We start from the raw sequence: 26,730 nt of genomic DNA on the forward strand, positions 1-26,730 counted from the left end.
GGAGCCGAGCACGTCCCCCGCCATTGCTGCGCGTCGTCGGGTCGGCGGAAGTCGCGTGTGCCCGGGAGGCGGGCGCCCACCCCGCACAGCCGTCCGTCCTCGACCACAGGAGTGCGCCATGTCCACGTTTCGCCGTCGTACCGTCCTCGGATTGGCGGCCCGAGGCACGTTGGCCGGGCTCAGTGCCGCGAGTTGGAGCCATCTCGGGGGTCGTGCCGCGGCGTCGCAGGCGTCACGCACGCGGTTTCGCGCTGTCGTGATCGGTTCGGGATTCGGTGGCTCGGTCGCCGCCCTGCGCCTCGGCCAGGCCGGTGTGGACACCGTCGTGCTCGAACGAGGCCGGGAGTGGCCCACAGCCCCGGACAGACCCGTCTTCGGTTCGGCCCACGGCATCACGGACACGATGTTCTGGTTCCGTGACACCGCGTGTTGGCCGGCCATGCCCCCTGCGCCCATCGCCCGCACTCCGGGGGTGATGGAGGTCTCGCGGGAACGGCATCTGGACATCGCCTGCGGGGCGGCGGTCGGCGGCGGATCCGTGGTCTACACCGGAGTCACCCTGGCCCCGCCCCGGCGCTACTTCGAGGCGCTCTATCCCGCCGGGCTGGCATACGAGGAATTCACGCAGACCTGGTTCCCCACAGTCCGCGCCATGCTGGGAGCCGACCGGATGCCGCGGGACGTGTACCACTCGGCCCCCTTCACCCACTCACGTCTGTGGGACCGCCAGATGGGCAAGGCGCGCATGCCCTGCTTCCCTCTCGACTCGGCCTTCGACTGGAATGTCGTCCGGGACGAACTCTCCGGCCGGGCAGCGCTGTCGGCCACCGTCGGCGACTCGGATTTCGGCTGCGGAAACGGTGCCAAGAGGTCGCTCACGCGCACCTACCTGCCGGCCGCACTCGCCACCGGACATGTGCAGCTACGTCCGTTGCACGAGGTCCGGTCCATCAGCCGCGGCGCCCACGGCCGCTATCGGGTCGTGGTCCGCCGACTCGGCCTGAACGGCGCCGTTCTCGGCACCACCGAGTTCTCCTGTGATCTGCTGTTCGTCGCCGCGGGCACCCTGAACACCAATCGTCTGCTCGTCGCTGCCCGCGAACTGGGCGACCTTCCCGACCTGCCCGACAGCGTGGGGAGCGGATTCGGCGACAACGGCGACCAGATCAATCTCCGCTCGCAGCCCCTGCGCCCCATCGGCCCCTGCCAAGGCTCACCCAGCGCTTCCGGCGCCTTCCTCCACCACGAGTTCGAGCTGCCGCTGCTCACCCAGAGCTGGGTCCTGCCCGGTTATGCGGCTGTCCCCGCCACGGTCACCTTTGCCATGACCGTCGATACCGACCACCGTGGAACGTTCCGTTTCCAACCGGAGTCCGGCCGGGTGGTGCTGTCCGACTGGACCCGGGAGAAGTCCGCGGCCGCGGCCCGGGCCACCCTCGCGTACGGCTCCCGCGTCCTGGAGGCCAATCCCGGCAGCCTTCCCGTCACGCTCGACAACCCCCGCACGCTGACCGCGCATCCCCTGGGCGGATGCGTCATCGGCAGGGCGACCGACCTGGAAGGGCGGGTCAAGGACAACCCGGGACTGTACGTCGTCGACGGCTCGCTCATCCCGGGGAACGTCGGCGGCGCCAACCCCTCACTCACCATCGCCGCCCTGGCGGAGAGGGCGATGTCCCGGATCATCGCCGCCGGCGGTTGAGGTCCCGCCCGGCGGCCGCGAGCCGTGGCGGTCCACCTCGGTGCGGGAGGAAAGGGGAGGTGGCGCGCGAGCCGGGCTTGGCCGAGAGCGGATTCGGCGAAGGACGCCTGACCGGTGAGAACCCAGGCCGGGCGCCCATTTCGCGTGCGTCTAGAAGAAGCCCAGCTTCTTCGGCGAGTAGCTGACCAGAAGGTTCTTCGTCTGCTGGTAGTGCTCCAGCATCATCTTGTGCGTCTCGCGGCCGATCCCCGACTGCTTGTAGCCGCCGAACGCCGCGTGGGCCGGGTAGGCGTGGTAGCAGTTCGTCCAGACGCGGCCGGCCTGGATCGCCCGTCCCGCCCGGTACGCCGTGTTGATGTCCCGCGTCCACACCCCGGCGCCGAGGCCGTACGACGTGTCATTGGCGATCTCGACGGCCTCGTCGAAGTCGTCGAACGAGGCCACCGAGACGACCGGGCCGAAGATCTCCTCCTGGAAGACCCGCATACGGTTGTCGCCCTCGAAGATGGTCGGCTGGACGTAGTAGCCGCCCTTCAACTCACCGTCGTACTCGACACGTTCGCCACCCGTCAGGATCCTGGCGCCCTCCTGGCGGCCGATGTCCATGTAGGAGAGGATCTTCGTGAGCTGGTCGCCGGACGCCTGGGCACCGATCATCGTGTCGGTGTCGAGGGGGTGTCCGGGCCTGATCAGCTCGGTGCGGGCGACGGCGGCCGCCATGAACTCGGAGTAGTTGCCCCGCTGGACCAGACCGCGGGACGGGCAGGTGCACACCTCGCCCTGGTTCAGCGCGAACATCGTGAAGCCCTCCAGGGCCTTGTCGCGCAGATCGTCGTCCTTCTCCCAGACGTCGTCGAAGAAGATGTTCGGCGACTTGCCGCCCAGTTCCAGCGTGACCGGTTTCAGGTTCTCCGCCGCGTACCGCATGATCAGCCGCCCGGTCGACGTCTCCCCGGTGAACGCGACCTTGGCCACCCGCGGACTGGACGCGAGCGGCTTGCCCGCCTCCTCGCCGAAGCCGTTGACGATGTTCACCACGCCCGGCGGCAACAGGTCGGCGACCAGACTCATCCAGTAGTGCAGCGAGGCCGGTGTCTGCTCGGCGGGCTTGATGACGACGGCGTTGCCCGCCGCGAGGGCCGGCGCGAGCTTCCACGTGGCCATCAGGATGGGGAAGTTCCACGGGATGATCTGCGCGACCACACCGAGCGGCTCGTGGAAGTGGTACGCCACGGTGTCCTCGTCGAGTTCGCTGAGCGACCCCTCCTGCCCGCGGACGGCACCCGCGAAATAGCGGAAGTGATCGATGGCCAGCGGGATGTCCGCCGCCAGCGTCTCACGGACCGGCTTGCCGTTCTCCCAGCTCTCGGCAACCGCCAGCGGCTCCAGGTGCGCCTCCATCCGGTCCGCGATCCTCAGCAGGATGTCCGAGCGCTCGGTCGCCGACGTGCGGCCCCAGCCCGGCGCGGCCGCGTGCGCCGCGTCGAGCGCCCGTTCCACGTCCTCGGCCGTGCCACGCGCCACCTCGGTGAACGGCTGCCCGTTCACCGGAGACGGGTTCTCGAAGTACCGGCCGCGGGCCGGCGGCACGTACTCGCCGCCGATGAAGTGGTCATAACGTGCCTGGTAGGAGACGATCGCGCCGTCGGATCCGGGCGCCGCGTAACGGGTCATGGTGGATGGCCTCCCTCAGCGGCGCTGCCCGCCGTCGGGCAGCTCTGCGCGCGAGGCTAGGGAAGCCGACGTTGCAGCCAGGTTGCGCGGGGCGGGTGGCGGCCGGGTCGCGTGAGCGGCGGGTCCTGCCGGCCTGCCGGCTCGTGCGCGGGCGGGCCGGTGTTCAACGGCGCGTCCACGACGCCGGTGCCGCCAGCTCCGACTCCAGCGCGGTCAGCCGAGCCCGGACGGCGGCCGTCGGCCGTACCGACGCCAGGGCCCGCCACACGTCGAGGTCGTCCTCGCCCCATGGCGCGTGCGCCCAGTCCGCGAGCAGGTCGGGGTCCCGGCCGGCGATCAGGGCGGCACGCAGGCCGTCGGCCAGGCGGGTCCGCAGGCGCACCACCGCCGGCGCCTGCGACGCGGGCAACAGCGGCCCGGCGTACGCCGTGACCGCGGCCGTGACGGCCCCGGCCGTCAGACGCCGCTCCACGACGGCGACGTCCGACTCGACGGGCACGGTGAGCCGGTACGGCCGCGAGGCCAGCAGCCCGGGACCGAGCACCCCGCGCAGCCGGGCGAGTTCCGCCCGCAGAGTCACCGGAGTCACCGACTCGTCCTCGTACGACGCGCACAGCAACTCGTCGCCGGTCAGGCCCTCCGGATGGCGGGACAGCAGCAGCAGGATCTCGCTGTGCCGCCGACTGAGCCTGATCCGTCGCCCGCCCACCGCGAACCGCGCCTCGTCGCGGCCGAGCGCGGTCAGCTGGGGCGGGTCGGTCTCCGGCCGCGCCGGGGCGAGCAGCGCGAGGTGCGACTCGGCGGCCCGCGCGACCGCCTGGACGAAGCCCAGGCTGTGCGGATGCGCCAGTCCGTCTCCGCCGGTGATGTCCACCGCGCCCAGCACCCGCCCGGTCCGCGGATCGTGCACCGGCGCCGCCGCGCACGTCCACGGCTGCACCCTGCGGATGAAGTGCTCGGCCGCGAACACCTGTACCGGCCGGTCCACGGCGACCGCCGTCCCCGGGGCGTTCGTCCCCACCGCGGTCTCCGCCCACCGCGCGCCCGGTACGAAGTTCATCCGTCCCGCCTGCCGCCGCGTCGCCGGATGACCCTCGACCCACAGCAGGCGGCCGTGCGCGTCGCACACCGCGAGGAGGTGCTCTCCGTCGGCGGCGAACGTGCCCATCAGCTCCCGGAACAGCGGCATCACCCGCGCCAGTGGATGCTCGGCCCGGTAGGCGCCGAGGTCCGCGTCGGTCAGCTCCACGTTCGCCGTGCCGTCCGGCCCGACTCCCGCCCGCGCCGAGCGCCGCCACGAGTCGGCCACCACGGCTCGCACCGGTCGCGGCACCGTGCCGGCCCGGGTGAACGCATCGTGGGCCCGCCGCAGGGTCCGTACCCGCTCGGCAGGGTCGGCCCCCGGCTCCAGGGCCACCCAGGGATCGGTCACGTCGTCCTCCCGGAAGGCGATGCGGCTGGGGACATCGTCACGCCGGGGGTGCGCCCCGACAACCGTTTGGACGGCGGTCGCCCGAAAGAGGGCGGTGGGGGAGTCCGGCGTGCTCGGTTGCCGGGCGAAGCCGACGAGTCTCGGGTGGTCGCCTCGGCGCGACGCGTGCCACGGGCCGCGCGCCGCCGGACGTCCAGGCGTCTTCGTCCGGTGGGGACGGCAGGGTCGGGATTCGGGGATCGGGCATGGTGCACAGCTCCGTTCCGGGCAGGGCCAATGAGGGGCTGAGGACGGGACGTCGGGGCGATCAGGGGACGAGGACGGGACGTCGGCGGATGAGGGGATGAGGACGGGACGTCGGCGGATGAGGGGATGAGGACGGGACGTCGGGGAGATGAGGGCGGGACGCCGGCGGGGACTTGGTCGGTTGCGTGACGTGTCCGGGATGGCGTCGCCGGCTGCGCCCCGCGTGGATCACGTTACGGCGCCGGGCCACGGGGGAGCGGGACACGGCCGCCTCCGGTGGACGGCCGCGGCACTGTGGACAACTCGCTCACTAGAAGGGGGAGTTCCGGACGGGTGGGAGGCCTCGTGGGGGGTGCGCGGCGGACTGGCGGTCAGCCGCCTTGCGCGTCCGCTCTCACGTGCCGTCGGAAGGGCTCGGCCCGGCCCGGCTCCACAGCCGTATCGCGGGAGGGCACCGCTGACGGTCGCCGGGTGAGTCTCCCGTGAGCTGATCGGCCGTCTGCCGAAGGGTGCGGCCGCGCCGAGCGCGCAGCCCACCCCGGTCACGGTCGACCGGCGGTCGGCACTCGGTAGGTGTAGTCGGCGGTCGGTACTCGGCGGTCGGCGGTTGACAGTCAGCGGTCGGCAGTGGCGGTCGGCCCCGCCGCCAAGTCCCCCTGCCTCCCTGCTCTCAGCCCCGCGCCGCCACGCCCGCCGGGTCGTCCAGCACCGCCCGCACCACGGCGTGCGCCGCGCCGAGCAGAGGTCCCTCGGGACCCAGCCGGGAGACGGACACCGGGCAGGGCGGGCCGGCCGTGCGACGGGCGAGTTCGGACTCCAGGGACGGCAGCAGCCAGGGCGCGAGCCCGGAGAGGGCACCGCCCAGCACGACCGCCTCGGGGTCCAGCAGGTTGAGCGCTCCGGTGAGGGCGACGCCGAGCGCCGTCCCCGCCGCGCGCAGCGCTCGCCGGACGTCCTCGTCGCCGTCCGCGGCACGCCTGGCCAGCAGTCCGACGCGATCCTCGCCGAGTTCCAGGCCGGCGGCGCGCAGGACCGCCTCCTCGCCGGCGTACTGCTCCAGGCAGCCCCGGCCGCCGCACACGCAGGCCGGCCCGTCGGGATGGACCGGCACATGCCCCAGTTCGCCGGCGAAGCCGCGGGTGCCGCGCAGCAGGCTGCCGTCGACGACGAGGGCGGCGCCGATGCCGATCTCGGCCGAGACGTGCAGGAAGTCCCGCGGCGTCTCCGCGCCGAGCCAGAGTTCCGCGAGACCGCCGAAGTTGGCCTCGTTGTCCACGGTCAGCGGGAACCCGCCGGGCAGCAGGGCGCCGAGATCGACGTCGTGCCAGTCGAGGTTCGGGGCACGGACGACGGTGCGGGCGTCACGGCCCACCAGGCCGGGTACGGCCACCGCGAGCCCCGCGGGCCACAGCCCCTCGGCCTCCCCCTCGGCCACGACCCGGCGTATGAGCGCGGTGAGTTCCCGGAGCACCGGTTCGGGGGCACGGCCCCGGTTCGTGCCGTGCCGCACGGCGCGCGCCCGCACCTCGCCGCGCAGGTCGACGGCGCAGACCGCGAGGTGGTCGACGCCGATCTCCGCGCCGATTCCCGCCGGACCGCGTCCGCTGACCGCGAGTGCCGAGCCGGGCCGGCCCACCCTGCCGGGCCGTTCGGGGCCCAGCTCCTCGATCAGTCCGGCGCGTACGAGTTCGTCGACGAGCGTCGAGACCGCCGCGCGGGTCAGGCCGATGTGCGAGGCGACCGCCGCCCGTGACAGCGGCCCCTCGGCGCTGACGGCGTGCATCACCCGTGCCAGGTTGCGGCGGCGCATGCCCTGCTGGGTGTCGGGCAGCGCTCGCCCGGGGCCGGTCGGGCGGGCCTCGTGCGGCGGTGCGCTCATGCCTCCGTCGATCCTCAGTGGGTGTCCGTGCCCCGCTCCAGCAGCGGGGACGCGTCGGAGAGTACCCCGGCGATCCTGGACAGGGCGGCCTCGTCCCGCTCCACGGCGTCGAGGACGGGACCCCGCGCGGTGTCCCACCGCCGGGCGACGGCGGCCGGATCCTCCCCGGTCAGCAGGCCCGCCGCCTGTGCCGCCGCACCCAGTGCGACGAGTTCCTTGGCGTCCGGGATCTGCACCGGCCGCCCGGACAGCCGGCGCACGGTCTGCTGCCATGCCGTGCCGCGGGCGCCACCGCCGATCAGCAGCAGTGGGGCGGAGCGGTCCGCGTCCTCGTCGAGGACGAGGTCCAGGGCGCCGAGCAGGGAGTGCACGGCACCGTCGTAGGCGGCCTGGAGCAGCTGGCCGGCGGTGGTGTCGTGGCGCAGACCGTGCAGGAGACCGGAGGCGTTCGGCAGGTTCGGGGTGCGCTCGCCGTCCAGGTAGGGCAGGAGCGTGAGGCCGGCGGCGGGCTCGACGGCCTCGCGGTCCAGGCCGAGCAGGGCGGCGATCCGGTCCACGGCGAGAGTGCAGTTCAGCGTGCACGCCAGCGGCAGCCAGGCGCCGTGCGCGTCGGCGAAGCCGGCCACCGTGCCCGTGGGGTCGGTGGGGCGCCGCTTCGACACGGCGTACACCGTGCCCGAGGTGCCGAGGCTCAGCACCGGAGTGCCGGGGCGCAGCCCGAGACCGAGCGCCGCCGCCGCGTTGTCGCCGGTGCCCGCGGCGACCAGGGTGCCCTTGGAGAACGGCAGGTCGTGACCGTCGCGCACGGTGCCCGCCACCTCGCCTGGCCGCACCACGCGCGGCAGCAGCGCCGGGTCGAGACCCACATGGGCCAGGATCTCCTCGTCGTACGCCTCGCTCCCGGACGCCCACCAGCCGGTGCCGGAGGCGTCGCCGCGGTCGGTCGTGCCCTCACCCGTGAGGCGTTCGGTGAGGTAGTCGTGGGGGAGGCGTACGGCCTTGGTGGCGCGCAGGGCCTGCGGCTCGTGTTCGGCGAGCCAGGCCCACTTGGTGACCGTGAAGGACGCGGCCGGCACCAGGCCGGTGCGCTCCGCCCAGAACTTCGCGCCGCCCAGTTCCTCCGTCAGCCGGCGGGCCTGCGGGGCCGAGCGCACGTCGTTCCACAGCAGCGCCGGGCGCACCGGCTCGCCACGCTCGTCGAGCGTCACGAGCCCGTGCTGCTGTCCGCCGATGGACACGGCCGCCGCTTCGTGGGCGGCGTCACCGCACTGGCGCAGGGCCTCGTGCAGGGCGTCCCACCACTGTCGGGGGTCGCTCTCCCGGCCGGCGCCTGAGGACACCGTGTGCGGTGCCTGGCCGCTCGCGACGACCCGACCGGTGGCCGCGTCGACGACCAGCACCTTGGTGGACTGGGTGGACGTGTCCACGCCGACGACGAGCGGACCCTCGGCTGCTGACATCGGGATCTCCCTAACTTTTTCCGCGGCTCCGCGGGATCTGACTTCCCAGAGATGCCTTCGCATACTAATTTGTAAACGGCCATGACGAAATAGTCTGCAAGCAAGGAGCCGCGGCAATGAGCTACCAGCCCACCCCCGACGACAGGTTCACCTTCGGTCTGTGGACCGTCGGCTGGCAGGGACGTGACCCGTTCGGTGACGCCACGCGCCGCGCCCTGGACCCGGTCGAGACGGTGCAGCGCCTGGCCGAGCTGGGCGCGCACGGCGTGACCTTCCACGACGACGACCTGATCCCCTTCGGGTCCTCCGACAGCGAGCGCGAGGAGCACATCAAGCGCTTCCGCCAGGCCCTGGACAGCACCGGCATGAAGGTGCCCATGGCCACCACCAACCTCTTCACGCACCCCGTCTTCAAGGACGGCGCCTTCACCGCGAACGATCGTGACGTGCGGCGTTACGCCCTGCGCAAGACCATCCGCAACATCGACCTGGCCGCCGAGCTGGGCGCGAAGACCTACGTCGCCTGGGGTGGGCGCGAGGGCGCGGAGTCGGGCGCCGCCAAGGACGTGCGCGTGGCCCTCGACCGCATGAAGGAGGCCTTCGACCTCCTCGGCGAGTACGTCGTCGAGCAGGGTTACGACCTGCGCTTCGCCATCGAGCCCAAGCCGAACGAGCCGCGCGGCGACATCCTGCTGCCCACCGTGGGTCACGCGCTGGCGTTCATCGAGCGCCTGGAGCGCCCGGAGATGTACGGCGTCAACCCCGAGGTCGGCCACGAGCAGATGGCGGGCCTGAACTTCCCGCACGGCATCGCCCAGGCGCTGTGGGCCGGCAAGCTCTTCCACATCGACCTCAACGGCCAGTCCGGCATCAAGTACGACCAGGACCTGCGCTTCGGCGCCGGTGACCTGCGCTCGGCGTTCTGGCTGGTCGACCTGTTGGAGACCGCCGGATACAGCGGCCCGCGTCACTTCGACTTCAAGCCGCCGCGCACCGAGGACCTGGACGGCGTGTGGGCGTCGGCCGCGGGCTGCATGCGCAACTACCTGATCCTCAAGGAGCGTGCGGCGGCCTTCCGCGACGACCCGGAGGTCCAGCAGGCCCTGCGTGACTCCCGCCTGGACGAGCTGGCCCAGCCGACCGCCGCCGACGGTCTTCAGGCCCTGCTCGCCGACCGTGGTGCCTTCGAGGACTTCGACGCGGAGGCGGCCGCCGCCCGAGGCATGGCCTTCGAGCACCTCGACCAGCTCGCCATGGACCACCTGCTCGGCGCCCGCGGCTGACGGCAGACGCGCGTGGGTGCACCGGCCACTGCCCGTGGCCCCACGCGCGCCGCTCACCACGCACACGCGTGTGTCGTCCACCGCCCTGGGGAGCGGCCTCCGCGTGAGGTACGCCGGAATCATGCCGTCCGTGGCATGAGTCGGTATCAACTTCCCCGCGGGGGTCGCGCTTCGGCGCGTCCACGGCGACGCTGGACGCCATGGCCATGCCGCCCGTACCACCCAAGCCGCCCGGTCCGCCGGGCGACACGCCGCCTCCGGGCGGCTTCGGACCGCCTTCCCCGGGCTTCGGCCCAGGTGGCCACTCGGGGGGCGGTGATCAGCCACCGTCCCAGCCACCCCCTGCGCCACCCGGGCCGCCCCATGGCCCCGGAAGGCGTGGGAGCCCCCTCTTCGCCGTCCTCGCGCTGCTGGTCGCCGCCGCAGTCGTCCTCGCCGTGGTGCTGTGGGCCTCCGGTGACGACGACTCGCCGGACGGCGACCCACCGGCGGCGACGAGCCCCTCGCCCCGCCCCTCGCTCGGTCTCCCGACCGTGCTGCCCAGCGAGCTCCCGAGCGAGCTGCCGTCCACGTTTCCGAGCGAGCTGCCCAGCGGGCTCCCGAGCGGGCTGCCGTCCGAGTTCCCCAGCGACCTGCCGACCGCCCTGCCGAGCGATCTCGAGTCGCTCCTGCCGTCCCTGGAGGAGCTGCTGCGGTAGCCTCGCCGCCGTGCGGCACACGCGCGTGAGGGTCGCGTGCCACGGACCCGTGTGCCGCACGGCACGGCGGGCGTCAGCCGGTGTCACACGGCCTTCGTGCCGCATGGCGCGGCGGGCGTCAGCCGGGAGTCACACGGCCTTCGGCGGGCGCGGTCCTGCCCGCTGCCCGCCCACCCGATCCTTGCTGCACCGCATCCTCGCTGCACCGCACCCTTCGGGCACCGCATCCTTCATGGGCGGCTCCCCTTCAGGAAAGCGCCTCCTCGGTCCCGAGGGCGGCCAGGGCCGTCGCCGGATCCTGGGCCGGGCCGCCGGCCGGCACCCAGCCCCCGCGCTCCTTGCGGTACGGCCACCAGCGGCCGTCCCGGCCCAGGCGTAGTTGGCCGGCCGATCCGACCACCGTCCACCGGTTGCCCCGCGCCCGCAGCACCGGCCGCTCGTCCCCCTCCCAGGCCGTGGCCAGGGCCGCACGCGCGCGTGCGAGAGCCTCGCCCTCCACGGCCCACTCCTCCTCGAGAACCGCCAGGGCGGACGGTCCGCCGGAGTGCCAGGCCCGGACGGCGAGTTCCAGCTGCTCACGGCTGCGTCCCGAGCCGGCGGCGAGCCTGCCCCACCCGAGGTGCGTGGTGCCGGCGGCTCCAGGGCTGCCCGCCGCCAGCCGCACCGCGTCCTCACCGACCGTCAGGACCCGTACCGAGGGCCGCCGCTCCGCTCCGTCGCGCAACGCCTCCGCGAGCAGGGCGTGGGCCCGCGCGGCCGTGCGGGCGGCCAGGATCTCCAGGGCCGCCGGGTCCACCTCGCCGGTAGGCGGAACGTCGGTGTCCAACGACGGCGGCACGCCGGGATGCTCAGGCAGCTCGGGGACGGCGGGCAGCGGAGGCAGGACATGCCCGGCGAGGTACGCCTCCGCCGCGTCAACGCCCTCCCGCGGGCCGGGAGCGGTCTCGGCCGGCGCCGCGGTGCCGTGGGCCTGGAGGTCGGCGAGGAGGGCCCGTTCCGTGCGCCCGCGCAGGAGCAGCAGCACGAACGGATCCTCGTCGAGCAACCGCGCCACCTGATAGCACAGGGCCGCCGTATGACCGCAGTGGTCCCAGGCTCCGCACCCGCACTCGGCCTCCAGGTCGCCCAGCCCCGGCAGCAGGTCGATGCCCGCCGTCTCCGTGTCCTCGACCAGATGCGGCGGCATCTCACGGTCGAGCAGCGCGGCGACATGCCCGGACCGTTCCACCGTCAGATCCACGAACCGGTCCCACTGGGCGTCCGTCAGGACGTCGAGCAACACGTCGGCCCGGTACCCCGTGCCGTCGCGGTCCCGGACGACGGCCGTGATCCGTCCCGGTCGCACCGACACCGCGCCCACGGCTCCCGCGCGCGCGAGCCGGCGGCCCGTCCGCACCTGCTCCCCGTCCAGCGCCCCGCCCTCCAGGGCCGTCAGCCACGCCCGCCCCCACCAGGACTGCGCGAAGCTCCGCCCCTGTGCGGGAGCCAGAGCCTCGAAAGTACGTTCCTGCTCGCTGTCGTAGGAGTTCATCGCGTGGCCCCTCGCAGTTCCACCAGTTCGGCCAGTTCGGTGTCCGACAGCTCCGTGAGCCCCGCCTCCCCGGAGCCGAGCACGGCGTCGGCCAGCTCCCGTTTGCGACGCAGCATGTCGGCGATGCGGTCCTCGATCGTGCCCTCCGCGATCAGCCGGTGCACCTGCACCGGCCGGGTCTGACCGATGCGGTAGGCCCGGTCGGTGGCCTGCGCCTCGACGGCCGGGTTCCACCAGCGGTCGTAGTGCACGACGTGCTCGGCGCGTGTGAGGTTGAGCCCGGTCCCGGCCGCCTTGAGCGACAGGAGGAAGACGGGAACCTCGCCGTCCTGGAAACGCGCCACCATCGCCTCACGCGCCGCGACGGGCGTGCCGCCGTGCAGGAACAGGGTCGGCACGCCCCGCGCGGCCAGATGGCGTTCCAGGATTCGCGCCATGCGCACGTACTGGGTGAACACCAGAACGCTCGCACCCTCGGAGAGGATCGTGTCGAGCAATTCGTCCAGCAGCTCCAGTTTCCCGGAGCGCCCGCCGGTCCTCGGCCGTTCCTCCTTGAGGTACTGCGCCGGGTGGTTGCAGATCTGCTTGAGGCCGGTCAGCAGCTTCACGACCAGTCCGCGCCGTGCCATGTCGTCGGCCTCGGCGATCGCCGCGAGAGTCTCACGCACCACGGCTTCGTAGAGACCCGTCTGTTCCTCGGTGAGGGACACCGGGCGATCGGTCTCGGTCTTCGTCGGCAGTTCGGGCGCGACCCCCGGGTCGGACTTGCGGCGGCGCAGCAGGAACGGGCTGACGAGCCGGGCGAGCCGCTCGGCCGCGCCCGGGTCCCCGCCTTCCTCGACGGCGCGGGCGTACCGCGTGCGGAACGTGCCGAGCCGTCCCAGCAGTCCGGGGGTCGTCCAGTCCAGGATCGCCCACAGCTCCGACAGGTTGTTCTCGACCGGGGTGCCCGTGAGCGCCACACGCGCGCGTGCGCCGACGGTGCGCAGCGCCCGCGCTGTCTCCGAGTGCGGGTTCTTCACGTGCTGCGCCTCGTCCGCCGCCACGAGCCCCCAGGGCACCTCGCGCAGCCGGCCCGCGTCCAGGCGCAGCGTGCCGTAGGTGGTGAGGACGAACTCGCCGTCGGTCAGGTGCTCGAGATCCCGTCGCGGCCCGTGGAAGCGGCGCACGGGTGTGCCGGGGGCGAACTTCTCGATCTCCCGTTGCCAGTTGCCCATGAGGGACGTGGGGCAGACCACCAGGGTGGGGCCGGCGGTGGACGGGTCCGTCCGGCGGTGCAGATGGAGGGCGATCAGCGTGACGGTCTTGCCGAGGCCCATGTCGTCGGCCAGACAGCAGCCGAGCCCCAGGGACGTGTTCCTCGCCAGCCAGCCGAGGCCGCGCCGCTGGTAGTCGCGCAGTGTCGCGTCGAGCGCGGCGGGTTGATCCATCGGCTCCTGGTCCGCGGGGCGCGTCAGACGCTCCCGCAGGGCCGCCAGCCATCCGCCGGGCTCGACCTCGACCCGGCGGCCGTCGACCTCCGCGGAGCCCGTCAGCGCGGCACCGAGCGCGTCGACCGGAGTTACCTTGCGGTCCTGCTGAGCCCGGGCCCGACGCACTTCCCGGGGGTCGATCAGCACCCACCGGTCGCGCAGGCGCACCAGCGGCCGGTTCGCCTCGGCGAGGCGGTCCAACTCCTCGCGGGTCAGGCGCTGGTCGCCGAGCGCGAACCACCAGCTGAAGGTCAGGAGCGCGTCCGCGGACAGGAACGACGGTGTGCCGGAGCCGGAGCCGGAGCCGCTCTGGTCCGGTCCGTGCACGTCGTCCGGCGGGCCCACCACCGCGCGCGCGGTGAGAGTGCGGGCCAGTTCGCGGGGCCAGTGCACCTCGACCCCCGCCGTCGCGAGCGCCCGCGATCCGTCGCCCAGGAGTTCCGAGATCTCCTCGTCGCACAGACCGACGGCGTCCGGAGTGGCCGCCGACAGCAGGGGCGAGAGCGCGGGCCAGGCGCGGGCGGCGCGGCGCAGGGCGAGAAGGGCGTCCATCCGCGCGCGCGGGCCGAACGCTCGGTGACCGGCGTCGGATTCCTGCCAGATCTCGGAGGCGTCCGCGACGAGCGCCGGATCGCTCAGGCTGTGCACCTGCGGCACGGCGCGGAAGGTCGGCGCCGTCCCCTCAGGGGCCGCAGGGGAGAGCCCCGATATCTCGATCCGCAGCGACACCCGTACGCCGGCGTCGTGGCCGGCCGCCACATCGGCGGCCCAGGCCCCCAGTTGCGGCACCCGCACGGGCTGGGGCGCCGCATAGGCCGGACCGCCCGTCAGGAGGGGTGCGGCGGGGGAGCGCGGGAGGGTGTCCGCGACCGCGTCCAGGAAGGCCCGCAGCAGTCGCTCCTGATCGGGCAGTCGCAGGGGCGGGACATCGTCCAGTGGTACGGCATGAGCCTCGGGTGGCATCGCGGCGGCCAGTCGGCGCACCCGCTCGACGTCGTCAGGCCCGAGAGGTCCCGCGCGCCAGGCGTCGTGTCCGTCCGAGGAGAGACCGGGCAGCAGCAGTCCGCGCGCGGTGAACTGCAGTGCCGTCACCGCCGCGGCGCCCCAGAACGCGACAGCGCGGTGCGCCTCCGGGACGGCACGCGTGCGGGTGAGGACGGGCAGGGCCTCGCGGATCGGCAGCAGCAGGGCGGGGACGCGGACCAGTTCCACGCCCGTCGGGGTGGGCCGGACCACCGACACGTCTTCGAGCGACCCCCACCCCGACCCCGACACCGGGGCGGACGGATCGTCGCCGTCGGGCCGCAAGAAGGCGACGCGGCCCGTACGCGCGGGGACAGCGGGCATGAACACGGCCGGCCAACGTGCCAGTTCCACTGTCTCGGACGGTTTTTCCGCGAAAACCCACTGCACGGAGATGCCTGCTCCTCAAACTTGACTACGAGGTCGGCCGCCGAGGGTACAGCACTCCGCCACCGAACACGCATCATCGTCCGAAGGGCACCGGGCAGGGACGGAGGGAAGGGGTCTCAGGGGTGGCTCAGGGTGTAGGTCAGGGACGCCTCAGGGGTGATGCTGGAACCGCGCGCCGCGCAGAGCCGTTTTCAGAGCAGAGAGCGGCAGTGGCCGCGGAGGAGGCGACGCACATGTCGAAGAAGGCGAAGATCGCCGCAGGAGGGGTGGCCGTAGGGCTCCTGCTGCTCATCTGGCTGCCCTGGTGGGCGGCTCTGCTGATCGTGCTGGGGGTTCCGGCGGTGGCGTACCTCACGCTGGATCCCTCGCAGCGGCGCAGACTGCGTCGTGTCACCCGCAAGGAAATCGGCCGGTGAGGCGCGGGGGCCGCCCCGCGGCCCCCGTCGTCCGGCACGCCCCGGTTCCGGCTCAGCTCGGCCGTACGGCCATCTTGTCCAGCGCTTCGAGCAGGCCGGGCAGCTCGGGCCCCCGGCCGATCGGCAGCACTTCGCCGGGTTCCTCGTCGAGCAGGACGAAGGCGATGTCGTCGGTCCGCGCAACCAGCGACCAGCCGGGGCCGTCCGCCCGCAGGGTCCGCGCGTCACCCGGCGCGAACGACGAGCGCACGCGCCCCAGCGGCGGCGGTGTCTCCACGTAGGCACGGACCTCCGCGAGGACACGTCGGACGCCGCCGTGTCCCCCCGCGCTGCTGCTCCCGGGCTCCTCCGCGCCGTCGGTCGGATCGGCGGCCGCCGGCCCGTCCGGTGCGGGCGAGAACTCGGCGTCGTCGATCTGCTCCCGCCACAGGGCCCACTGGAGCGCGATCTCGTCGGCTCCCAGGCGCCGCTGCGCGGGACCCCAGGTGGTCGTCTCCGGCGGGCACAGGACGGGGCCGCCGGCCGTCTCCGGGTCGGGATCGTGCGGGGCCGGCACGCCGGGCGCCGCGACGGCCACCGCCAGGGGCCACCCCGGCAGGGCGGCGACCACCGTCCGTTCGTCGGGCGACAGGTCGTACTCCATGCCGCAGTCCCACGACGCGATGGCGACGGCCACCAGCGACACGTCGTCGATGGCGACCGTCCACCGGGCGCCCTCGCCGTCCTGGCCCAGCACCAGGCCGTAGCCGTCGGCGAGCGGTGCGAGACCGAGTGCGGCGCAGGCCTCCGGATAGTCGTCGCCCAGCACGCTCGGGAACTTCGCCGGCGTCAGCAGCACCGCCGTGAGCACGTAGAGCGCATCGTCCGCGGCGACGGCGTCCTCTTCCGTCCCGGCCATCCCAGCCTCCCCTTCGGTTCGTCCATCGGCGCGCACCCTAGTGCCGCGACAAGCAGCTTGTCACGACTCCCCGACCCGCCCGGAGCTGCAGTTTTCCCACCGGACGGGGGCGAATCGCCCCCGGTCGCCTGGAGCGTCACCCCGGCGGCAGCCCCAGAAGAGTCCGCGCGACGGCCCGCGGCGACTCGTCACGCTCGCGCGCGAGGGCGATGACCGCCCGGCAGGCCAGTTCGTTGACCCCGAACGACAGCGCCTCGGGCGACACCCAGCCCGCCGCCTCCTCGATCGCGTCCTGATCGTCCTCCACGCACGCCGAGACGTGTGCGGCGGCCGCCTCGAACAGGTTGTGCGCACGCCTGGCGCCGGCTCCCCGCGCGGCCCCGGTGGACCGCTTCCGCTCCTCGTCCGGACGCGGCCGCCCGCGTGTGGCGTCGAGCAGCCGTCCCCAGTTGCTGCGGACCGAGTCGAACATCGCCGACCACCTTCCCTGCGTCGTCGTATCCACCGAGCGTTCGTCCTCTGTCGCCCAAAGTAAGGTTGGCGCTCCGGCGGCAGAAGGGGGACGGCGCGGTGAAGCGTTATGAGCGGCTCGCACGGATCCGGAGCATGGACCCCGTGGCGGAGGCCTCCGAGATCTACCGGCTGACGGTCGCGTACGAGTTTCCCTGGGACTTCACCCGAGCTTTGGAACTCGCCCTCTACCGCACCTACGCGGTGCCGAGCATCGGCAGGCTGCTCGCCCGCACGGCGGAACTCACGGACCGTACGCAGAAACGCTACGACGACACCTCGTTGCTCCTCGACGCCGTCGTCGAGCACGGATTCGACAGCGAGGCGGGCCGAACGGCCGTCCGCCGCATCAACCACATGCACCGCGGCTACGACATCAGCGACGACGACATGCGTTACGTGCTCTGCACGTTCGTCGTCATGCCCAAGCGCTGGATCGACGCGTATGGATGGCGCAGGCTCTCCCGCCACGAGATCGTCGCCTCCACCGTCCACTACCGCACCCTCGGGCAGCGCATGGGCATCAAGGACATCCCCTCGTCGTACGAGGAGTTCGAGGCCTGCCTCGACGCCTACGAGAAGGCGCACTTCGGCTGGGACGAGGGCGCGCGGGCGGTCTCCGACGCCACGCTCGGCCTGATGGCCTCCTGGTACCCGCGGCCACTTGCCCCCGTGCTGCGCACCGCCACCCTCGCCCTGCTCGACGAACCACTGCTGCGGGCCTTCCGGTACACCCCGCCGGCACCCGCCACGCGCGCGCTGGTCCGCCGGGCGGTACGCGCGCGTGGACGCGCGGTCCGGCTGCTCCCGCCACGCCGCGCACCGCACTACGCGCGCCAGAACTGGGAGATCAGGAGCTACCCGCAGGGCTACCGCCTCGACGAGTTGGGCACCCGCCCGGTACCCGGACTGCGAGGCTGCCCCGTACGGCGTGGCGACGGCTCAGCCGGCCAGTGACTCCAGCGTCTCGCGCAACCAGGTGAGTTCGGCCCGCGACGTGGCCCGCGCGACGGTCGGCACGGTGGACGGCGACCGTGCGCCTTGCCGACCCGAGCGGCCTGCACCGCACCGCCGTCGGCCTGCACCGCACCGCCGTCGGCCTGCACCGCACCGCCGTGGGACTGCGGCACGGATCGCGACCGGTCATGCGCGCCATCCTCAGGAGGCTCGACAAGGTCGACCGCGTCCACCTGCAAGGGGAGTTGAGCGGTCCGCTCGACGGCGCCGACGCCCTGGCCGCGGCGGGCGTACGCGTCGTGACCGTGCCGGCCGCCGGTCACCACGTCATTTCGACAACCCCGACTCCTTCGTGCGGGCCGTCGCCGGAGGCGCGTGAGCCTCAGTCCTCACGCACGGCCAGCGCCAGGAACCGGGCGTCCTCGTCGACGTACGACGTCAGGCGCCATCCCGAACGCGCCAGGAGCGGACGCAGGTTCGGCTCGGCGCGCAGGTCGTCCGGGGTGATGCCGCGGCCCTGGCGTGCCGCGAGGGCGGCTCTGCCGATGGGGTGGAAGAGAGCCAGCGTGCCGCCGGCCCGCACCACCCTCGCCAGTTCACGCAGGTTCCGCGCGGGATCCGGCAGGTGGGCGACGAGCCCGGCGGCGAACACGGCGTCGAGCGAACCCGAGCGCAGGGGGAGCGCGGCGACGTCGGCGAGCAGCAGCCGCCCGTCCCGGTCGCGTCCCGCCCGTACGGCGGCCTCCAGCATCGCCGGAGTCAGATCCGCCCCGACGACCACCCCGGAGGGTCCCACGGCGCCGCGCAGCGACGGCAGGGCCCGTCCGGTCCCGCAGCCCGCGTCGAGCACTCGGCCGCCCTCGCGCAGACCGAGTTCCGCGACCGCGGCCGCGTAGGCGGGACCGTCGTCGGGGAACCTGCTGTCCCAGTCCGCCGCGCGCGGGGTGAAGAACTCCCGGACATGTGTGTGGTCGTCGCTCATGGTCCGCATGATCCCTCACCGGCACGGAGGATGTCTCGGTGCACATGTTCGAGCGTGAGGCGATCGCTCCGGCGCATTTGTGCGTCATATTGCGGCAGCTTTCGAAATGCGCCCCCTTCGTGCTCCCATGCTCCGGCTAGCGTCCCGGAGCCATGGGACACCTGGACCACGCCACCTTCGGCTGGCTGACACCCGTGCTGTCGTACGCGATGGCCTGCATCGGCGCCGCCCTCGGGCTGCGCTGCACCGTCCGTGCGCTGGGCGCGACCGGGCGCTCGCGCCGCAACTGGCTCGTCACGGCGGCATCGGCGATCGGCACCGGCATCTGGACCATGCACTTCGTGGCCATGCTGGGGTTCGGCGTCAGCGGCACCGACATCCGCTACGACGTTCCCCTGACCGTGCTGAGCCTCCTGGTCGCCATGGTCGTCGTCTGCGCCGGCGTCTTCGCGGTCGGCCACAGCCGGGACCGCACGCGCGCGTTGCTGATCGGCGGCCTCACCACCGGGCTCGGTGTGGCGAGCATGCACTACCTGGGCATGGCCGCGGTGCGACTGCACGGTGACGTCACCTACGATCCGATGCTCGTCGGACTCTCCGTCGCCATCGCCGTCGTCGCGGCGACCGCGGCGCTCTGGGCGGCACTCAACATCAAGTCGCCGGTCGCGGTCACGCTCGCCTCCCTCGTGATGGGCGCGGCGGTGAGCAGCATGCACTACACCGGGATGCTGGCGGTCCATGTGCGGGTCACGCCCTCGGGCGAGTCCCTGACCGGGGCCACGGCGATGCAGTTCATCTTCCCCCTCGCCGTCGGCCTCGGGTCCTACCTCTTCCTGACCTCGGCCTTCGTCGCGCTGTCGCCCACCACGGGGGAGCGCGAGGCGTCCGCCGCCGCCCAGCAGGCCGAGAACGCCGCCGTCCGTCAGCGGGCCCGGACCGTGTGACGGGAGCGGACACACGCCCTGCGAACCACTGAGGAGCGAGGAGGCCATGCGCAAACCCCGTAGGACCCCCACGGACGGCGCCGAGACGCCGACCCCCGTGCGCGGGCGTCGCGCCCACGCCGGACCACCCGCGGACGAGGGGCCGGACGAACAGATGGCCGTACCGACGGACGCGCCGCTCCCGCGCGCGGGACACTGGCGGATCCGGCCGCGCACCGTGCGCGCCAAGATCGTCTGCCTTCTCATGGTGCCGGTCGTCTCCCTGCTGGCCCTGTGGGCGTACGCCACCGTCACCACCGCCCAGGACATCTCGCGGCTGCGCCAGCTCCAGCGGGTGGACTCCCAGATCCGCACCCCGGTGGCGGCCGCCGTGGCCGCGTTGCAGGCCGAACGGGCGGCCGCCGTCCGCCACGCCACCGACCCGGCCGCAGGACAGGGCGGCGACCTGACGAAACTCGGCGAGGCGACCGACCGAGCGGTGGCCGAACTCCGCCTCGGAGACGACGGGACGGTGGCCGACGGCCAGGACCTGCCCGCGGGAGTCGCCCAGCGGCTGGAGGCGTTCGTCTCCGGAGCCGAGGAACTGCGCCCGTCGCGGGCCGCGGTGCTCGGCGGCAGCGCGGACTGGGAGCAGACCTACGGCCGCTACACGCGCGCGATCGCGTCCGCGTTCTCCGTCGGCGGGGCTCTTTCCGGCATCCAGGACGCCGAACTCGGCTCGGACGCGCGCGTGCTGGTCGAGTTCTCCCGTGCGGGGGAGGCGCTCGCCCAGGAGGACGTCGTACTCGCCAGTGCCCGTCTGGCCGGCCGCCTCGACGGTGAGCGCATGCGGCTGTTCACCGGCGCCGTCGAAGCGCGCCGCTCCCTGACCGAGACGGCCGTCGTGGACCTCCGCGGCCCCGAGCGCACCGCCTGGGGCAGTCTGGCCGCGGGCAGCGCCTACGCCGCCGTGGACTCCGTGGAGGGCAAGGTGCTCGACGCCGGGCCGGGTGCGAAGGCCGTCGCCGCCGCACCGGAAGAGACCTGGGGCAGGGCCCACGCACGCGTGCAGGACGGCATGCGGACCATCGAGGCGGACGCCGCGCGCGATGTCGCCGAGCGCGCCGACCCCTTCACCCGCGGGCTGCTCACGCCGGCCGGCGCCGCGGTCCTCTTCGGCCTCGCCGCCGTCGCGGCCTCGCTCGTCATCTCCGTACGCATCGGCCGCGGCCTCGTCGTCGAACTCGTCGGCCTGCGCAACGTCGCCCTCGAGATCGCCCGCCGCAAACTCCCCGAGGCGATGCGGAGGCTGCGGGCGGGCGAGGAGATCGACCTGCGGGCCGAGGCCCCGTCCGGACCACCCGCCGAGGACGAGACCGGCCAGGTCGCCGAGGCCCTGGGCACCGTGCACCGAGCCGCGCTGCGGGCCGCCGTGGAACGCGCCGAACTCGCCAGCGGCATCTCCGGGGTGTTCGTCAACCTCGCCCGCCGCAGCCAGGTCCTCGTCCACCGCCAGCTCAGCCTCCTGGACAGCATGGAACGCCGCTCCGAGGATCCCGACGAACTGAGCGACCTCTTCCGGCTCGACCACCTCACCACCCGTATGCGGCGCCACGCGGAGAGCCTCATCATCCTCTCCGGAGCCGCTCCCGGACGGGCCTGGCGGATGCCGGTCTCCCTGACCAACGTGGTGCGCGCCGCCGTCTCCGAGGTGGAGGACTACGCGCGCGTGGAGGTGCGACAACTCCCCGAGGCCTCCGTCGAGGGAACCGCCGTCGCCGACCTCACCCACCTGCTCGCCGAACTCGTCGAGAACGCCGCCCAGTTCTCACCGCCGCACACGCGGGTGCGCGTCACCGGCGAACCCGTGGGCAACGGCTACGCCGTGGAGGTCGAGGACCGTGGCCTGGGCATGGGCAAGGAGACCCTGGCCGAGGCCAACAGGCGCATCGCCCAGTCCGAGGCCCTCGACCTGTTCGACAGCGACCGGCTCGGTCTGTTCGTGGTCAGCAGGCTCGCGGCCCGCCATGACGTCAAGGTCCACCTGCGCACCTCGCCCTACGGCGGAACCACCGCGGTCGTCCTGCTGCCCACGGCCCTGCTGCACAGCCACACGCCGGAACGTTCCGCTCGGGAGGTGGCAGGGGAGGAGCAGCGCCTGGAACACGAGTACGCGCGTGTGTCCGCCGCCGACCGCCGGCAGGAGGCCGTCCCCCCGACCGTCCGGCGGCCGGCGCTGGTCGCCCCCGTCCGGGCCGCCGCGGAACCGGCGGCCGCCGATCCCCCGCCACCTGGAGTCACCGCCTTGCGCCTGCACCGCCCGTCGGACGACTCCGACAGCTCGGACCGGCCTGGTGAGCCTGCCGGACCGGGCGGATCGGAGGACCTTCCGCGCCGGGTCCGGCAAGCCAGCCTCGCCCCTCAGTTGCGCCGGTCGACGACGAGGGAACCGGCGCAGGCCCCCGGCCCGCGGAACGACGACAGACACACCCCGGAACTCGTACGGAACCGTATGGCCGCCTACCGCGACGGCTGGGCGCGTGGCGGCGGCAGGCAACCCGGCCGCGGCGCCGCACCGGGCCGCGAAAGCACCGAAGGAGACCCCGCATGATCCAGGACCCGAGCATGAGGCCGGCCCAGCGGTCCGGCGAACTCGACTGGCTGCTGGACGACCTGGTGATGCGCGTGAACGAGGTACGGCACGCCGTGGTGCTGTCCAACGACGGTCTCGCCGTCGGCTCCTCCACCGGCCTCAGCCGTGAGGACGCCGAACACCTCGCCGCGGTCGCCTCGGGCTTCCACAGCCTCGCCAAGGGCGCCGGCCGGCACTTCGGCGCCGGCGGGGTACGCCAGACCATGGTGGAGATGGACGACGGCTTCCTGTTCGTCGCCGCCGCCGGCGACGGCTCCTGCCTCGCCGTCCTCACCGCGGTGACCGCCGACATCGGCCTGGTGGGCTACGAGATGGCACGGCTGGTCAAAAGGGTCGGAGAACACCTCCGCACGGCACCGCGCACCTCCGCGCGGCCGCCCACCGCCGGATGAGGCGAGAGGTGACCCGCGCAGATGAACGAGCACATGACGACCGGCGCCCCGCACGAACAGGGCAGCCAGTGGTACGACAACGAGGCGGGGCCCCTGGTCCGCCCCTACGCGATGACGGGCGGACGCACGAAACCCGGTCCCACCGGGGTGCGCTTCGACCTCATCGCCCTGGTCACCCTGGACCCCGCCGCCCCGGGTGCCGACGGCACGGGGATCGGGCCGGAACACCTCGCCCTCGTCGACCTGTGCCGCCCGGAGACGCAGTCCGTCGCCGAACTCGCGGCGGGCTCGGACCTGCCCGTGGGCGTGGTCCGGGTACTCCTCGGCGACCTGCTGGAACTCGGCTGCGTCACCGTCAGCCGTCCGGTCCCGCCCGCGCAACTCCCCGACGAGCGGATCCTGCGCGAGGTCATCGAGGGGCTGAGGGCGCTGTAGATGGACGTTCGGAGGGACCCGGAAGCGTACGGACCCACCCCGAACCGAATCGCGCACGCCTTCGGACAACGAACCGGTAGCAGGCGGTCACATAGTGGAGACAACGGTCGAACCAGCCGGAAACGGGCCCCCCATTGTCATGATGCTGCTGCCTTCGCAGTCCCGCACCGTAGCCCTGAGCGCAGAACCGCACCGCACCGCCGCCCGGACCGCAGCCGCGCGCGGCCGAGCCGCCCCAGCGCCCGAACCCGGTACCCACGTCGACCGTTGCCGACACTCCCGAGAGAAGTGATCCATGGTCTCCGAGCACTCCGACACCGCGGGTGGCGACAGCGCCCCGCTGGCGTTGAAGATACTGGTCGCCGGCGGGTTCGGCGTGGGCAAGACCACCCTCGTGGGCGCGGTCAGCGAGATCAGACCGCTGCGCACCGAGGAACTGCTGAGCGAGGCAGGCCAGTTGGTCGACGACACCGACGGCGTCGACCAGAAGGTCACCACGACCGTCGCCATGGACTTCGGCCGGATCACCATCCGCTCCGGACTCTCCCTCTACCTGTTCGGCACCCCGGGCCAGGACCGCTTCTGGTTCCTGTGGGACGAACTCTCACAAGGTGCGCTGGGCGCCGTGGTCCTCGCCGACACCCGGCGGCTCGAGGACTGCTTCCCCGCGGTCGACTACTTCGAGCATCGCCACATCCCCTTCGTGGTGGCCGTCAACTGCTTCACCGGCGCACGGTCGTACGGCGCCCCGGAGGTCGCGCGCGCCCTCGACCTGGACCAGGGGACCCCGGTCGTCCTCTGCGACGCCCGTGACCGCGACTCGGGGAAGGAGGTGCTGATCCGGCTCGTCGAGTACGCCGGGCGGATGCACACCGCCCGGCTGCTCGACTCGGTGAGCTGAGGGAGGCCCCCGCGTCAGTCCGCCACGGCCCTCTGTGCCAGCACCTTCTCGATCGCGACCCGGACGAGCAGCTCGCCCGGGACGCCGTTGCGGGCGCCGAACGCCTCGGCCCGGTCCTCACCCATGTACCGCGCCGCGATACGGGTCGCCCAGAGCCGCACCTGATCGAGATCCTCCGAGATCCGGGCGCGGCCCTGAAGCACCACGAAATCGAACGGCGGCCGGTCGTCGTCGACGCACAGGGCGACCCGGCCGTCCCGCGCGAGATTGCGCCCCTTCACCGTCTCCTTTCCCGTGTTGAACACCACGTCGTCCCCGTCGAGCAGAAACCAGACGGGTGCCACATGCGGACTTCCGTCGGCCCGTACCGTCGACAGTTTTCCGGTGCGGGTGCCCTGCGAGACGAACGCCCGCCATTCCTCGTCGGTCATCTTCTGTGCCATGCCCCCATCCTCCTTGCCCGGTGGCCGGTGGTGGGGAAGGCTGGCGAAACGGACCCGTCGGCCAGGCGGGAGCAGCACACGGGGAAACGTCACGGGGAGACGGACATGGCACGGAAACAGGGCCTGGGATGGCTGTTGGACGACCTGACCGAGCGCGTCGCACAAGTGCGCCACGCGCTGGTCCTGTCCAACGACGGGCTGGTCACGGGTGCCAGCACCGGACTGCGCCGGGAGGACGCCGAGCACCTCGCAGCCGTCTCGTCCGGACTGCACAGCCTCGCCAAGGGATCCGGCCGCCACTTCGGCGCCGGTCAGGTGCGCCAGACGATGGTCGAGTTCGACGACGCGGTGCTGTTCGTCACCGCGGCCGGCACCGGAAGCTGTCTCTGCGTGCTCAGCGCCGCGGAGGCGGACATGGGACAGATCGCCTACGAGATGGCCCTGCTCGTCAACCGGGTCGGAGAACACCTCACCGTGGACGCGCGCCGACTCGGCAACGATCCGTCCACAGGCCTTTGACCTCGTCTTTCACAGCTTCTCGTGGAGTTGTCCACAGGCCCGCCACGAGGTGTGAGGATCCGGCTACGGTTTTTCCCGAGGCCACCGCGGACGGCGCGGGGCACATCACTCCACGGGGAGACCGGCCATGTCGGGCAACACCGTCGCACCACCGCACACCCTTTCCTGCACCTACAGTCGCGCGGCACGCGAACTGGGCCTCAAGCGCAACCAGTTCGACCTCGCCGTGCACCTCGGACGGATCAGGACCGTGCCCGACGAAGGGGGCGGGGGCCGACGGGTGACCCGTACCGAGATCGACCGTCTTCGCGCGGCGCACGGCTTCCCCGAGGCCCTCGCCAGGAGCGTCGAGGCCGTCGGCACCACGGAAGCGGCGGCCGTCATGCAGGTGCCCCCGAGCCGCTTCACCCGCCTGGCGAGGCTGGGGCTCGTGGCACCCGTGACCTTCTATCTCAACCGGTACCGGGCCGTCGTGTGGCTGTATCTCACCGACGAACTACGGCAGTTCGCCGCCGACGAGGGCAATGCGTCCTTGCTGACGGGCCGGACGCCCGAGGCGATGCGCGACCGGCTGGCCGCCGGCCTGGACCTACGGGCCCGCAACTGGCGCGGGCGGCATCTCGGATTCCTGCTGCGGCAGGCCGAGGGCCCCTGGCAGCGGGCGGGAGCCCTGGCCGCGCTCCTGGACCCGCTACAGGTCGCCGAGATCGCCAGGGACCCCTACGAACGCTCCCACCTGAACCGCTTCCGGCCCGGACCGCCGACACACAGCGCCCCGGGCTCACCGGCCGCACACCTGGTCGAGAGGATCATGACGGCGGCCGATCCGGACGAGATCGCCTGGCTGCGCTCCGACCTGGCCCACACCCTGGCAGAGGCTCGCGCCCACCATCCGGCACCACGGCCCACCGCGAAGTCCGTCCCGCCACGGACGGCGGCGGAACCGGGGCGGACCGCGAGGACCGAGCGGCCCAGAAGCGGACTCCTGGGCTGGCTGCGCCGTAGTGGAAGCGCCTGAATCACCGGGCCTACAACTTCCGGAACAGCCCCTCCTGGACGACGGACACCAGCAGACGCCCCTGAAGGTCGTAGATCCGCCCGCGGGCCAGACCCCGGCCCCCGGTCGCGACGGGCGACTCCTGGTCGTAGAGGAACCACTCGTCCGCGCGGAACGGCCGGTGGAACCACATGGCGTGATCCAGGGACGCCATGTCGAAGTTGCGCGGACCCCACAAGGGTTCGACCGGGAGACGGACAGCGTCCAGGAGGGTCATGTCGCTGGCGTACGTCAGCGCGCAGGTGTGCACCAGCGGGTCGTCCCCCAGCGGCCCGACGGCACGCATCCACACCGCACTGCGCGGCTCGGCGTCCTTGATCTCCTCGGGACTCCAGCGCAGCCGGTCGGCGTAACGGATGTCGAAGGGCTGGCGACGCGCCATCCGCTCCAACTGCTCGGGCAGCGCGCCCAGATGCGTCCGGACCTCCTCGACGACCGTCGGCAGGGACTCCGGGTCCGGCACCTCGCGTGCCGGCGGCAGCTGGTGCTCGAAAGGACCTTCCTCAGGCTTGTGAAAGGAGGCGGTGAGATTGAAGATCGTGCGCCCCTGCTGCACGGCGGTGACCCGCCGGGTCGTGAACGACCGCCCGTCCCGCACCCGTTCCACCTGGTACACGATCGGCACGCCCGGCCGACCCGGCCGCAGGAAGTACGCGTGCAGCGAGTGCACGGGCCGGTCGCCCTCCGTCGTCCGGCCGGCCGCCACCAACGCCTGGCCGGCCACCTGGCCGCCGAAGACCCGCTGGAGCGACTCCTGCGGGCTGCGGCCGCGAAAGATGTTGACCTCGATCTGCTCGAGGTCCAGCAGGTCGACGAGCCTCTCGGCCGGATTCGTCATGTGTGTGCTTCTCCTG

The 26,730-nt window shown here is 72.9% G+C and carries 23 protein-coding genes and 1 pseudogene; 13 read left to right on the plus strand and 11 right to left on the minus strand.

What is annotated here, in order from left to right:
* Nucleotides 1–256: 256 nt before the first annotated feature.
* Nucleotides 257–1,702, plus strand: a complete 1,446-nt coding sequence (locus tag ACFYO5_RS07370) for a GMC oxidoreductase (protein WP_388705271.1) — start codon at nucleotides 257–259, stop codon at nucleotides 1,700–1,702.
* Nucleotides 1,703–1,852: 150 nt separating this feature from the next.
* Here the strand turns inward: ACFYO5_RS07370 and ACFYO5_RS07375 are convergent, their stop codons facing one another.
* From ACFYO5_RS07375 to xylB, 4 genes are all read right to left on the minus strand, one after another.
* Nucleotides 1,853–3,376, minus strand: coding sequence for an aldehyde dehydrogenase family protein (locus ACFYO5_RS07375; RefSeq protein WP_388705274.1), 1,524 nt, complete (start codon nucleotides 3,374–3,376; stop codon nucleotides 1,853–1,855).
* A gap of 163 nt (nucleotides 3,377–3,539) precedes the next feature.
* A complete protein-coding gene (locus tag ACFYO5_RS07380) occupies nucleotides 3,540–4,808 on the minus strand; it encodes a GAF domain-containing protein (protein WP_388705277.1) in 1,269 nt (422 codons plus the stop codon).
* Nucleotides 4,809–5,724: 916 nt separating this feature from the next.
* Nucleotides 5,725–6,933, minus strand: coding sequence for an ROK family protein (locus ACFYO5_RS07385; RefSeq protein WP_388705279.1), 1,209 nt, complete (start codon nucleotides 6,931–6,933; stop codon nucleotides 5,725–5,727).
* 14 nt (nucleotides 6,934–6,947) lie between these two features.
* Entirely contained in the window at nucleotides 6,948–8,393 is a 1,446-nt protein-coding gene (gene xylB / locus ACFYO5_RS07390; protein WP_356563108.1) for a xylulokinase, read from the minus strand.
* Nucleotides 8,394–8,509: 116 nt separating this feature from the next.
* Between xylB and xylA the strand changes: the two genes are divergently transcribed.
* The gene (xylA, locus tag ACFYO5_RS07395; RefSeq protein ID WP_356563110.1) at nucleotides 8,510–9,676 is read left to right on the plus strand and encodes a xylose isomerase; all 1,167 of its coding nucleotides are present in this window, start codon (nucleotides 8,510–8,512) and stop codon (nucleotides 9,674–9,676) included.
* A gap of 440 nt (nucleotides 9,677–10,116) precedes the next feature.
* On the plus strand, nucleotides 10,117–10,374 hold the full coding sequence (locus ACFYO5_RS07400; RefSeq protein WP_388705284.1) for a hypothetical protein: 258 nt from the start codon (nucleotides 10,117–10,119) through the stop codon (nucleotides 10,372–10,374).
* Between the two features lie 247 nt (nucleotides 10,375–10,621).
* Here ACFYO5_RS07400 and ACFYO5_RS07405 read toward each other — a convergent pair whose 3' ends face one another.
* Nucleotides 10,622–11,905, minus strand: coding sequence for an SWF or SNF family helicase (locus tag ACFYO5_RS07405; RefSeq protein WP_388705286.1), 1,284 nt, complete (start codon nucleotides 11,903–11,905; stop codon nucleotides 10,622–10,624).
* Nucleotides 11,902–14,724 carry an SNF2-related protein gene (locus ACFYO5_RS07410; RefSeq protein ID WP_388707113.1) on the minus strand — a complete coding sequence of 941 codons (2,823 nt, stop codon included), beginning with the start codon at nucleotides 14,722–14,724 and terminating at the stop codon, nucleotides 11,902–11,904. Before ACFYO5_RS07410 ends, ACFYO5_RS07405 begins: the two co-directional genes overlap by 4 nt.
* Before the next feature lie 299 nt (nucleotides 14,725–15,023).
* Here ACFYO5_RS07410 and ACFYO5_RS07415 point away from each other — a divergent pair, with 299 nt between their 5' ends.
* Nucleotides 15,024–15,206 (plus strand): hypothetical protein, encoded by a 183-nt coding sequence (locus ACFYO5_RS07415; protein WP_356563116.1) that lies wholly within the window; start codon nucleotides 15,024–15,026, stop codon nucleotides 15,204–15,206.
* A 52-nt stretch (nucleotides 15,207–15,258) separates the two neighbouring features.
* Here the strand turns inward: ACFYO5_RS07415 and ACFYO5_RS07420 are convergent, their stop codons facing one another.
* Both ACFYO5_RS07420 and ACFYO5_RS07425 read right to left on the minus strand, forming a co-directional pair.
* Nucleotides 15,259–16,104, minus strand: a complete 846-nt coding sequence (locus ACFYO5_RS07420; protein ID WP_388705289.1) for a hypothetical protein — start codon at nucleotides 16,102–16,104, stop codon at nucleotides 15,259–15,261.
* A gap of 136 nt (nucleotides 16,105–16,240) precedes the next feature.
* The gene (locus ACFYO5_RS07425; RefSeq protein ID WP_388705291.1) at nucleotides 16,241–16,576 is read right to left on the minus strand and encodes a hypothetical protein; all 336 of its coding nucleotides are present in this window, start codon (nucleotides 16,574–16,576) and stop codon (nucleotides 16,241–16,243) included.
* A 98-nt stretch (nucleotides 16,577–16,674) separates the two neighbouring features.
* Between ACFYO5_RS07425 and ACFYO5_RS07430 the strand changes: the two genes are divergently transcribed.
* Nucleotides 16,675–17,571: an oxygenase MpaB family protein gene (locus ACFYO5_RS07430; RefSeq protein ID WP_388705294.1), complete on the plus strand. Its 897-nt coding sequence runs from the start codon at nucleotides 16,675–16,677 to the stop codon at nucleotides 17,569–17,571.
* A gap of 65 nt (nucleotides 17,572–17,636) precedes the next feature.
* Nucleotides 17,637–17,950, plus strand: a pseudogene (locus ACFYO5_RS07435) (hypothetical protein); the annotation flags it as partial.
* 3 nt (nucleotides 17,951–17,953) lie between these two features.
* On the opposite strand, the gene ACFYO5_RS07440 reads toward ACFYO5_RS07435, so the two are convergent.
* Nucleotides 17,954–18,553: a class I SAM-dependent methyltransferase gene (locus ACFYO5_RS07440; RefSeq protein ID WP_388705296.1), complete on the minus strand. Its 600-nt coding sequence runs from the start codon at nucleotides 18,551–18,553 to the stop codon at nucleotides 17,954–17,956.
* Between the two features lie 152 nt (nucleotides 18,554–18,705).
* Between ACFYO5_RS07440 and ACFYO5_RS07445 the strand changes: the two genes are divergently transcribed.
* From ACFYO5_RS07445 to ACFYO5_RS07465, 5 genes are all read left to right on the plus strand, one after another.
* Nucleotides 18,706–19,497 (plus strand): MHYT domain-containing protein, encoded by a 792-nt coding sequence (locus tag ACFYO5_RS07445; protein WP_388705299.1) that lies wholly within the window; start codon nucleotides 18,706–18,708, stop codon nucleotides 19,495–19,497.
* Between the two features lie 46 nt (nucleotides 19,498–19,543).
* On the plus strand, nucleotides 19,544–22,087 hold the full coding sequence (locus ACFYO5_RS07450; protein WP_388705302.1) for a nitrate- and nitrite sensing domain-containing protein: 2,544 nt from the start codon (nucleotides 19,544–19,546) through the stop codon (nucleotides 22,085–22,087).
* Entirely contained in the window at nucleotides 22,084–22,521 is a 438-nt protein-coding gene (locus ACFYO5_RS07455) for a roadblock/LC7 domain-containing protein (protein ID WP_356563130.1), read from the plus strand. Before ACFYO5_RS07450 ends, ACFYO5_RS07455 begins: the two co-directional genes overlap by 4 nt.
* A gap of 21 nt (nucleotides 22,522–22,542) precedes the next feature.
* Nucleotides 22,543–22,956: a DUF742 domain-containing protein gene (locus ACFYO5_RS07460; protein ID WP_388705305.1), complete on the plus strand. Its 414-nt coding sequence runs from the start codon at nucleotides 22,543–22,545 to the stop codon at nucleotides 22,954–22,956.
* A 295-nt stretch (nucleotides 22,957–23,251) separates the two neighbouring features.
* Entirely contained in the window at nucleotides 23,252–23,857 is a 606-nt protein-coding gene (locus ACFYO5_RS07465; protein ID WP_388705308.1) for an ATP/GTP-binding protein, read from the plus strand.
* Between the two features lie 14 nt (nucleotides 23,858–23,871).
* Here ACFYO5_RS07465 and ACFYO5_RS07470 read toward each other — a convergent pair whose 3' ends face one another.
* Nucleotides 23,872–24,300 carry a PPOX class F420-dependent oxidoreductase gene (locus ACFYO5_RS07470; RefSeq protein ID WP_356563136.1) on the minus strand — a complete coding sequence of 143 codons (429 nt, stop codon included), beginning with the start codon at nucleotides 24,298–24,300 and terminating at the stop codon, nucleotides 23,872–23,874.
* A gap of 105 nt (nucleotides 24,301–24,405) precedes the next feature.
* Between ACFYO5_RS07470 and ACFYO5_RS07475 the strand changes: the two genes are divergently transcribed.
* Entirely contained in the window at nucleotides 24,406–24,819 is a 414-nt protein-coding gene (locus tag ACFYO5_RS07475; RefSeq protein ID WP_356563138.1) for a roadblock/LC7 domain-containing protein, read from the plus strand.
* Between the two features lie 127 nt (nucleotides 24,820–24,946).
* Nucleotides 24,947–25,837 carry a DUF6397 family protein gene (locus ACFYO5_RS07480; protein ID WP_388705311.1) on the plus strand — a complete coding sequence of 297 codons (891 nt, stop codon included), beginning with the start codon at nucleotides 24,947–24,949 and terminating at the stop codon, nucleotides 25,835–25,837.
* A 10-nt stretch (nucleotides 25,838–25,847) separates the two neighbouring features.
* On the opposite strand, the gene ACFYO5_RS07485 is transcribed toward ACFYO5_RS07480, so the two are convergent.
* A complete protein-coding gene (locus ACFYO5_RS07485; protein ID WP_388705313.1) occupies nucleotides 25,848–26,714 on the minus strand; it encodes an acyl-CoA thioesterase in 867 nt (288 codons plus the stop codon).
* Nucleotides 26,715–26,730 lie beyond the last annotated feature (16 nt).

It is taken from the genome of Streptomyces sp. NPDC006259 (assembly GCF_042870975.1).
Lineage (GTDB): Bacteria > Actinomycetota > Actinomycetes > Streptomycetales > Streptomycetaceae > Streptomyces.

Excerpts from the sequence above, each read along its gene's own strand:
- ACFYO5_RS07375 (WP_388705274.1), bottom strand. The coding sequence starts at position 3,376 with ATGACCCGTTACGCGGCGCCCGGATCCGACGGCGCGATCGTCTCCTAC.
- ACFYO5_RS07385 (WP_388705279.1), bottom strand. The coding sequence starts at position 6,933 with ATGAGCGCACCGCCGCACGAGGCCCGCCCGACCGGCCCCGGGCGAGCG.
- xylB (WP_356563108.1), bottom strand. The coding sequence starts at position 8,393 with ATGTCAGCAGCCGAGGGTCCGCTCGTCGTCGGCGTGGACACGTCCACC.
- xylA (WP_356563110.1), top strand. The coding sequence starts at position 8,510 with ATGAGCTACCAGCCCACCCCCGACGACAGGTTCACCTTCGGTCTGTGG.
- ACFYO5_RS07405 (WP_388705286.1), bottom strand. The coding sequence starts at position 11,905 with ATGAACTCCTACGACAGCGAGCAGGAACGTACTTTCGAGGCTCTGGCT.
- ACFYO5_RS07410 (WP_388707113.1), bottom strand. The coding sequence starts at position 14,724 with ATGCCCGCTGTCCCCGCGCGTACGGGCCGCGTCGCCTTCTTGCGGCCC.
- ACFYO5_RS07415 (WP_356563116.1), top strand. The coding sequence starts at position 15,024 with ATGTCGAAGAAGGCGAAGATCGCCGCAGGAGGGGTGGCCGTAGGGCTC.
- ACFYO5_RS07420 (WP_388705289.1), bottom strand. The coding sequence starts at position 16,104 with ATGGCCGGGACGGAAGAGGACGCCGTCGCCGCGGACGATGCGCTCTAC.
- ACFYO5_RS07425 (WP_388705291.1), bottom strand. The coding sequence starts at position 16,576 with ATGTTCGACTCGGTCCGCAGCAACTGGGGACGGCTGCTCGACGCCACA.
- ACFYO5_RS07440 (WP_388705296.1), bottom strand. The coding sequence starts at position 18,553 with ATGAGCGACGACCACACACATGTCCGGGAGTTCTTCACCCCGCGCGCG.
- ACFYO5_RS07445 (WP_388705299.1), top strand. The coding sequence starts at position 18,706 with ATGGGACACCTGGACCACGCCACCTTCGGCTGGCTGACACCCGTGCTG.
- ACFYO5_RS07450 (WP_388705302.1), top strand. The coding sequence starts at position 19,544 with ATGCGCAAACCCCGTAGGACCCCCACGGACGGCGCCGAGACGCCGACC.
- ACFYO5_RS07455 (WP_356563130.1), top strand. The coding sequence starts at position 22,084 with ATGATCCAGGACCCGAGCATGAGGCCGGCCCAGCGGTCCGGCGAACTC.
- ACFYO5_RS07460 (WP_388705305.1), top strand. The coding sequence starts at position 22,543 with ATGAACGAGCACATGACGACCGGCGCCCCGCACGAACAGGGCAGCCAG.
- ACFYO5_RS07465 (WP_388705308.1), top strand. The coding sequence starts at position 23,252 with ATGGTCTCCGAGCACTCCGACACCGCGGGTGGCGACAGCGCCCCGCTG.
- ACFYO5_RS07470 (WP_356563136.1), bottom strand. The coding sequence starts at position 24,300 with ATGGCACAGAAGATGACCGACGAGGAATGGCGGGCGTTCGTCTCGCAG.
- ACFYO5_RS07475 (WP_356563138.1), top strand. The coding sequence starts at position 24,406 with ATGGCACGGAAACAGGGCCTGGGATGGCTGTTGGACGACCTGACCGAG.
- ACFYO5_RS07480 (WP_388705311.1), top strand. The coding sequence starts at position 24,947 with ATGTCGGGCAACACCGTCGCACCACCGCACACCCTTTCCTGCACCTAC.
- ACFYO5_RS07485 (WP_388705313.1), bottom strand. The coding sequence starts at position 26,714 with ATGACGAATCCGGCCGAGAGGCTCGTCGACCTGCTGGACCTCGAGCAG.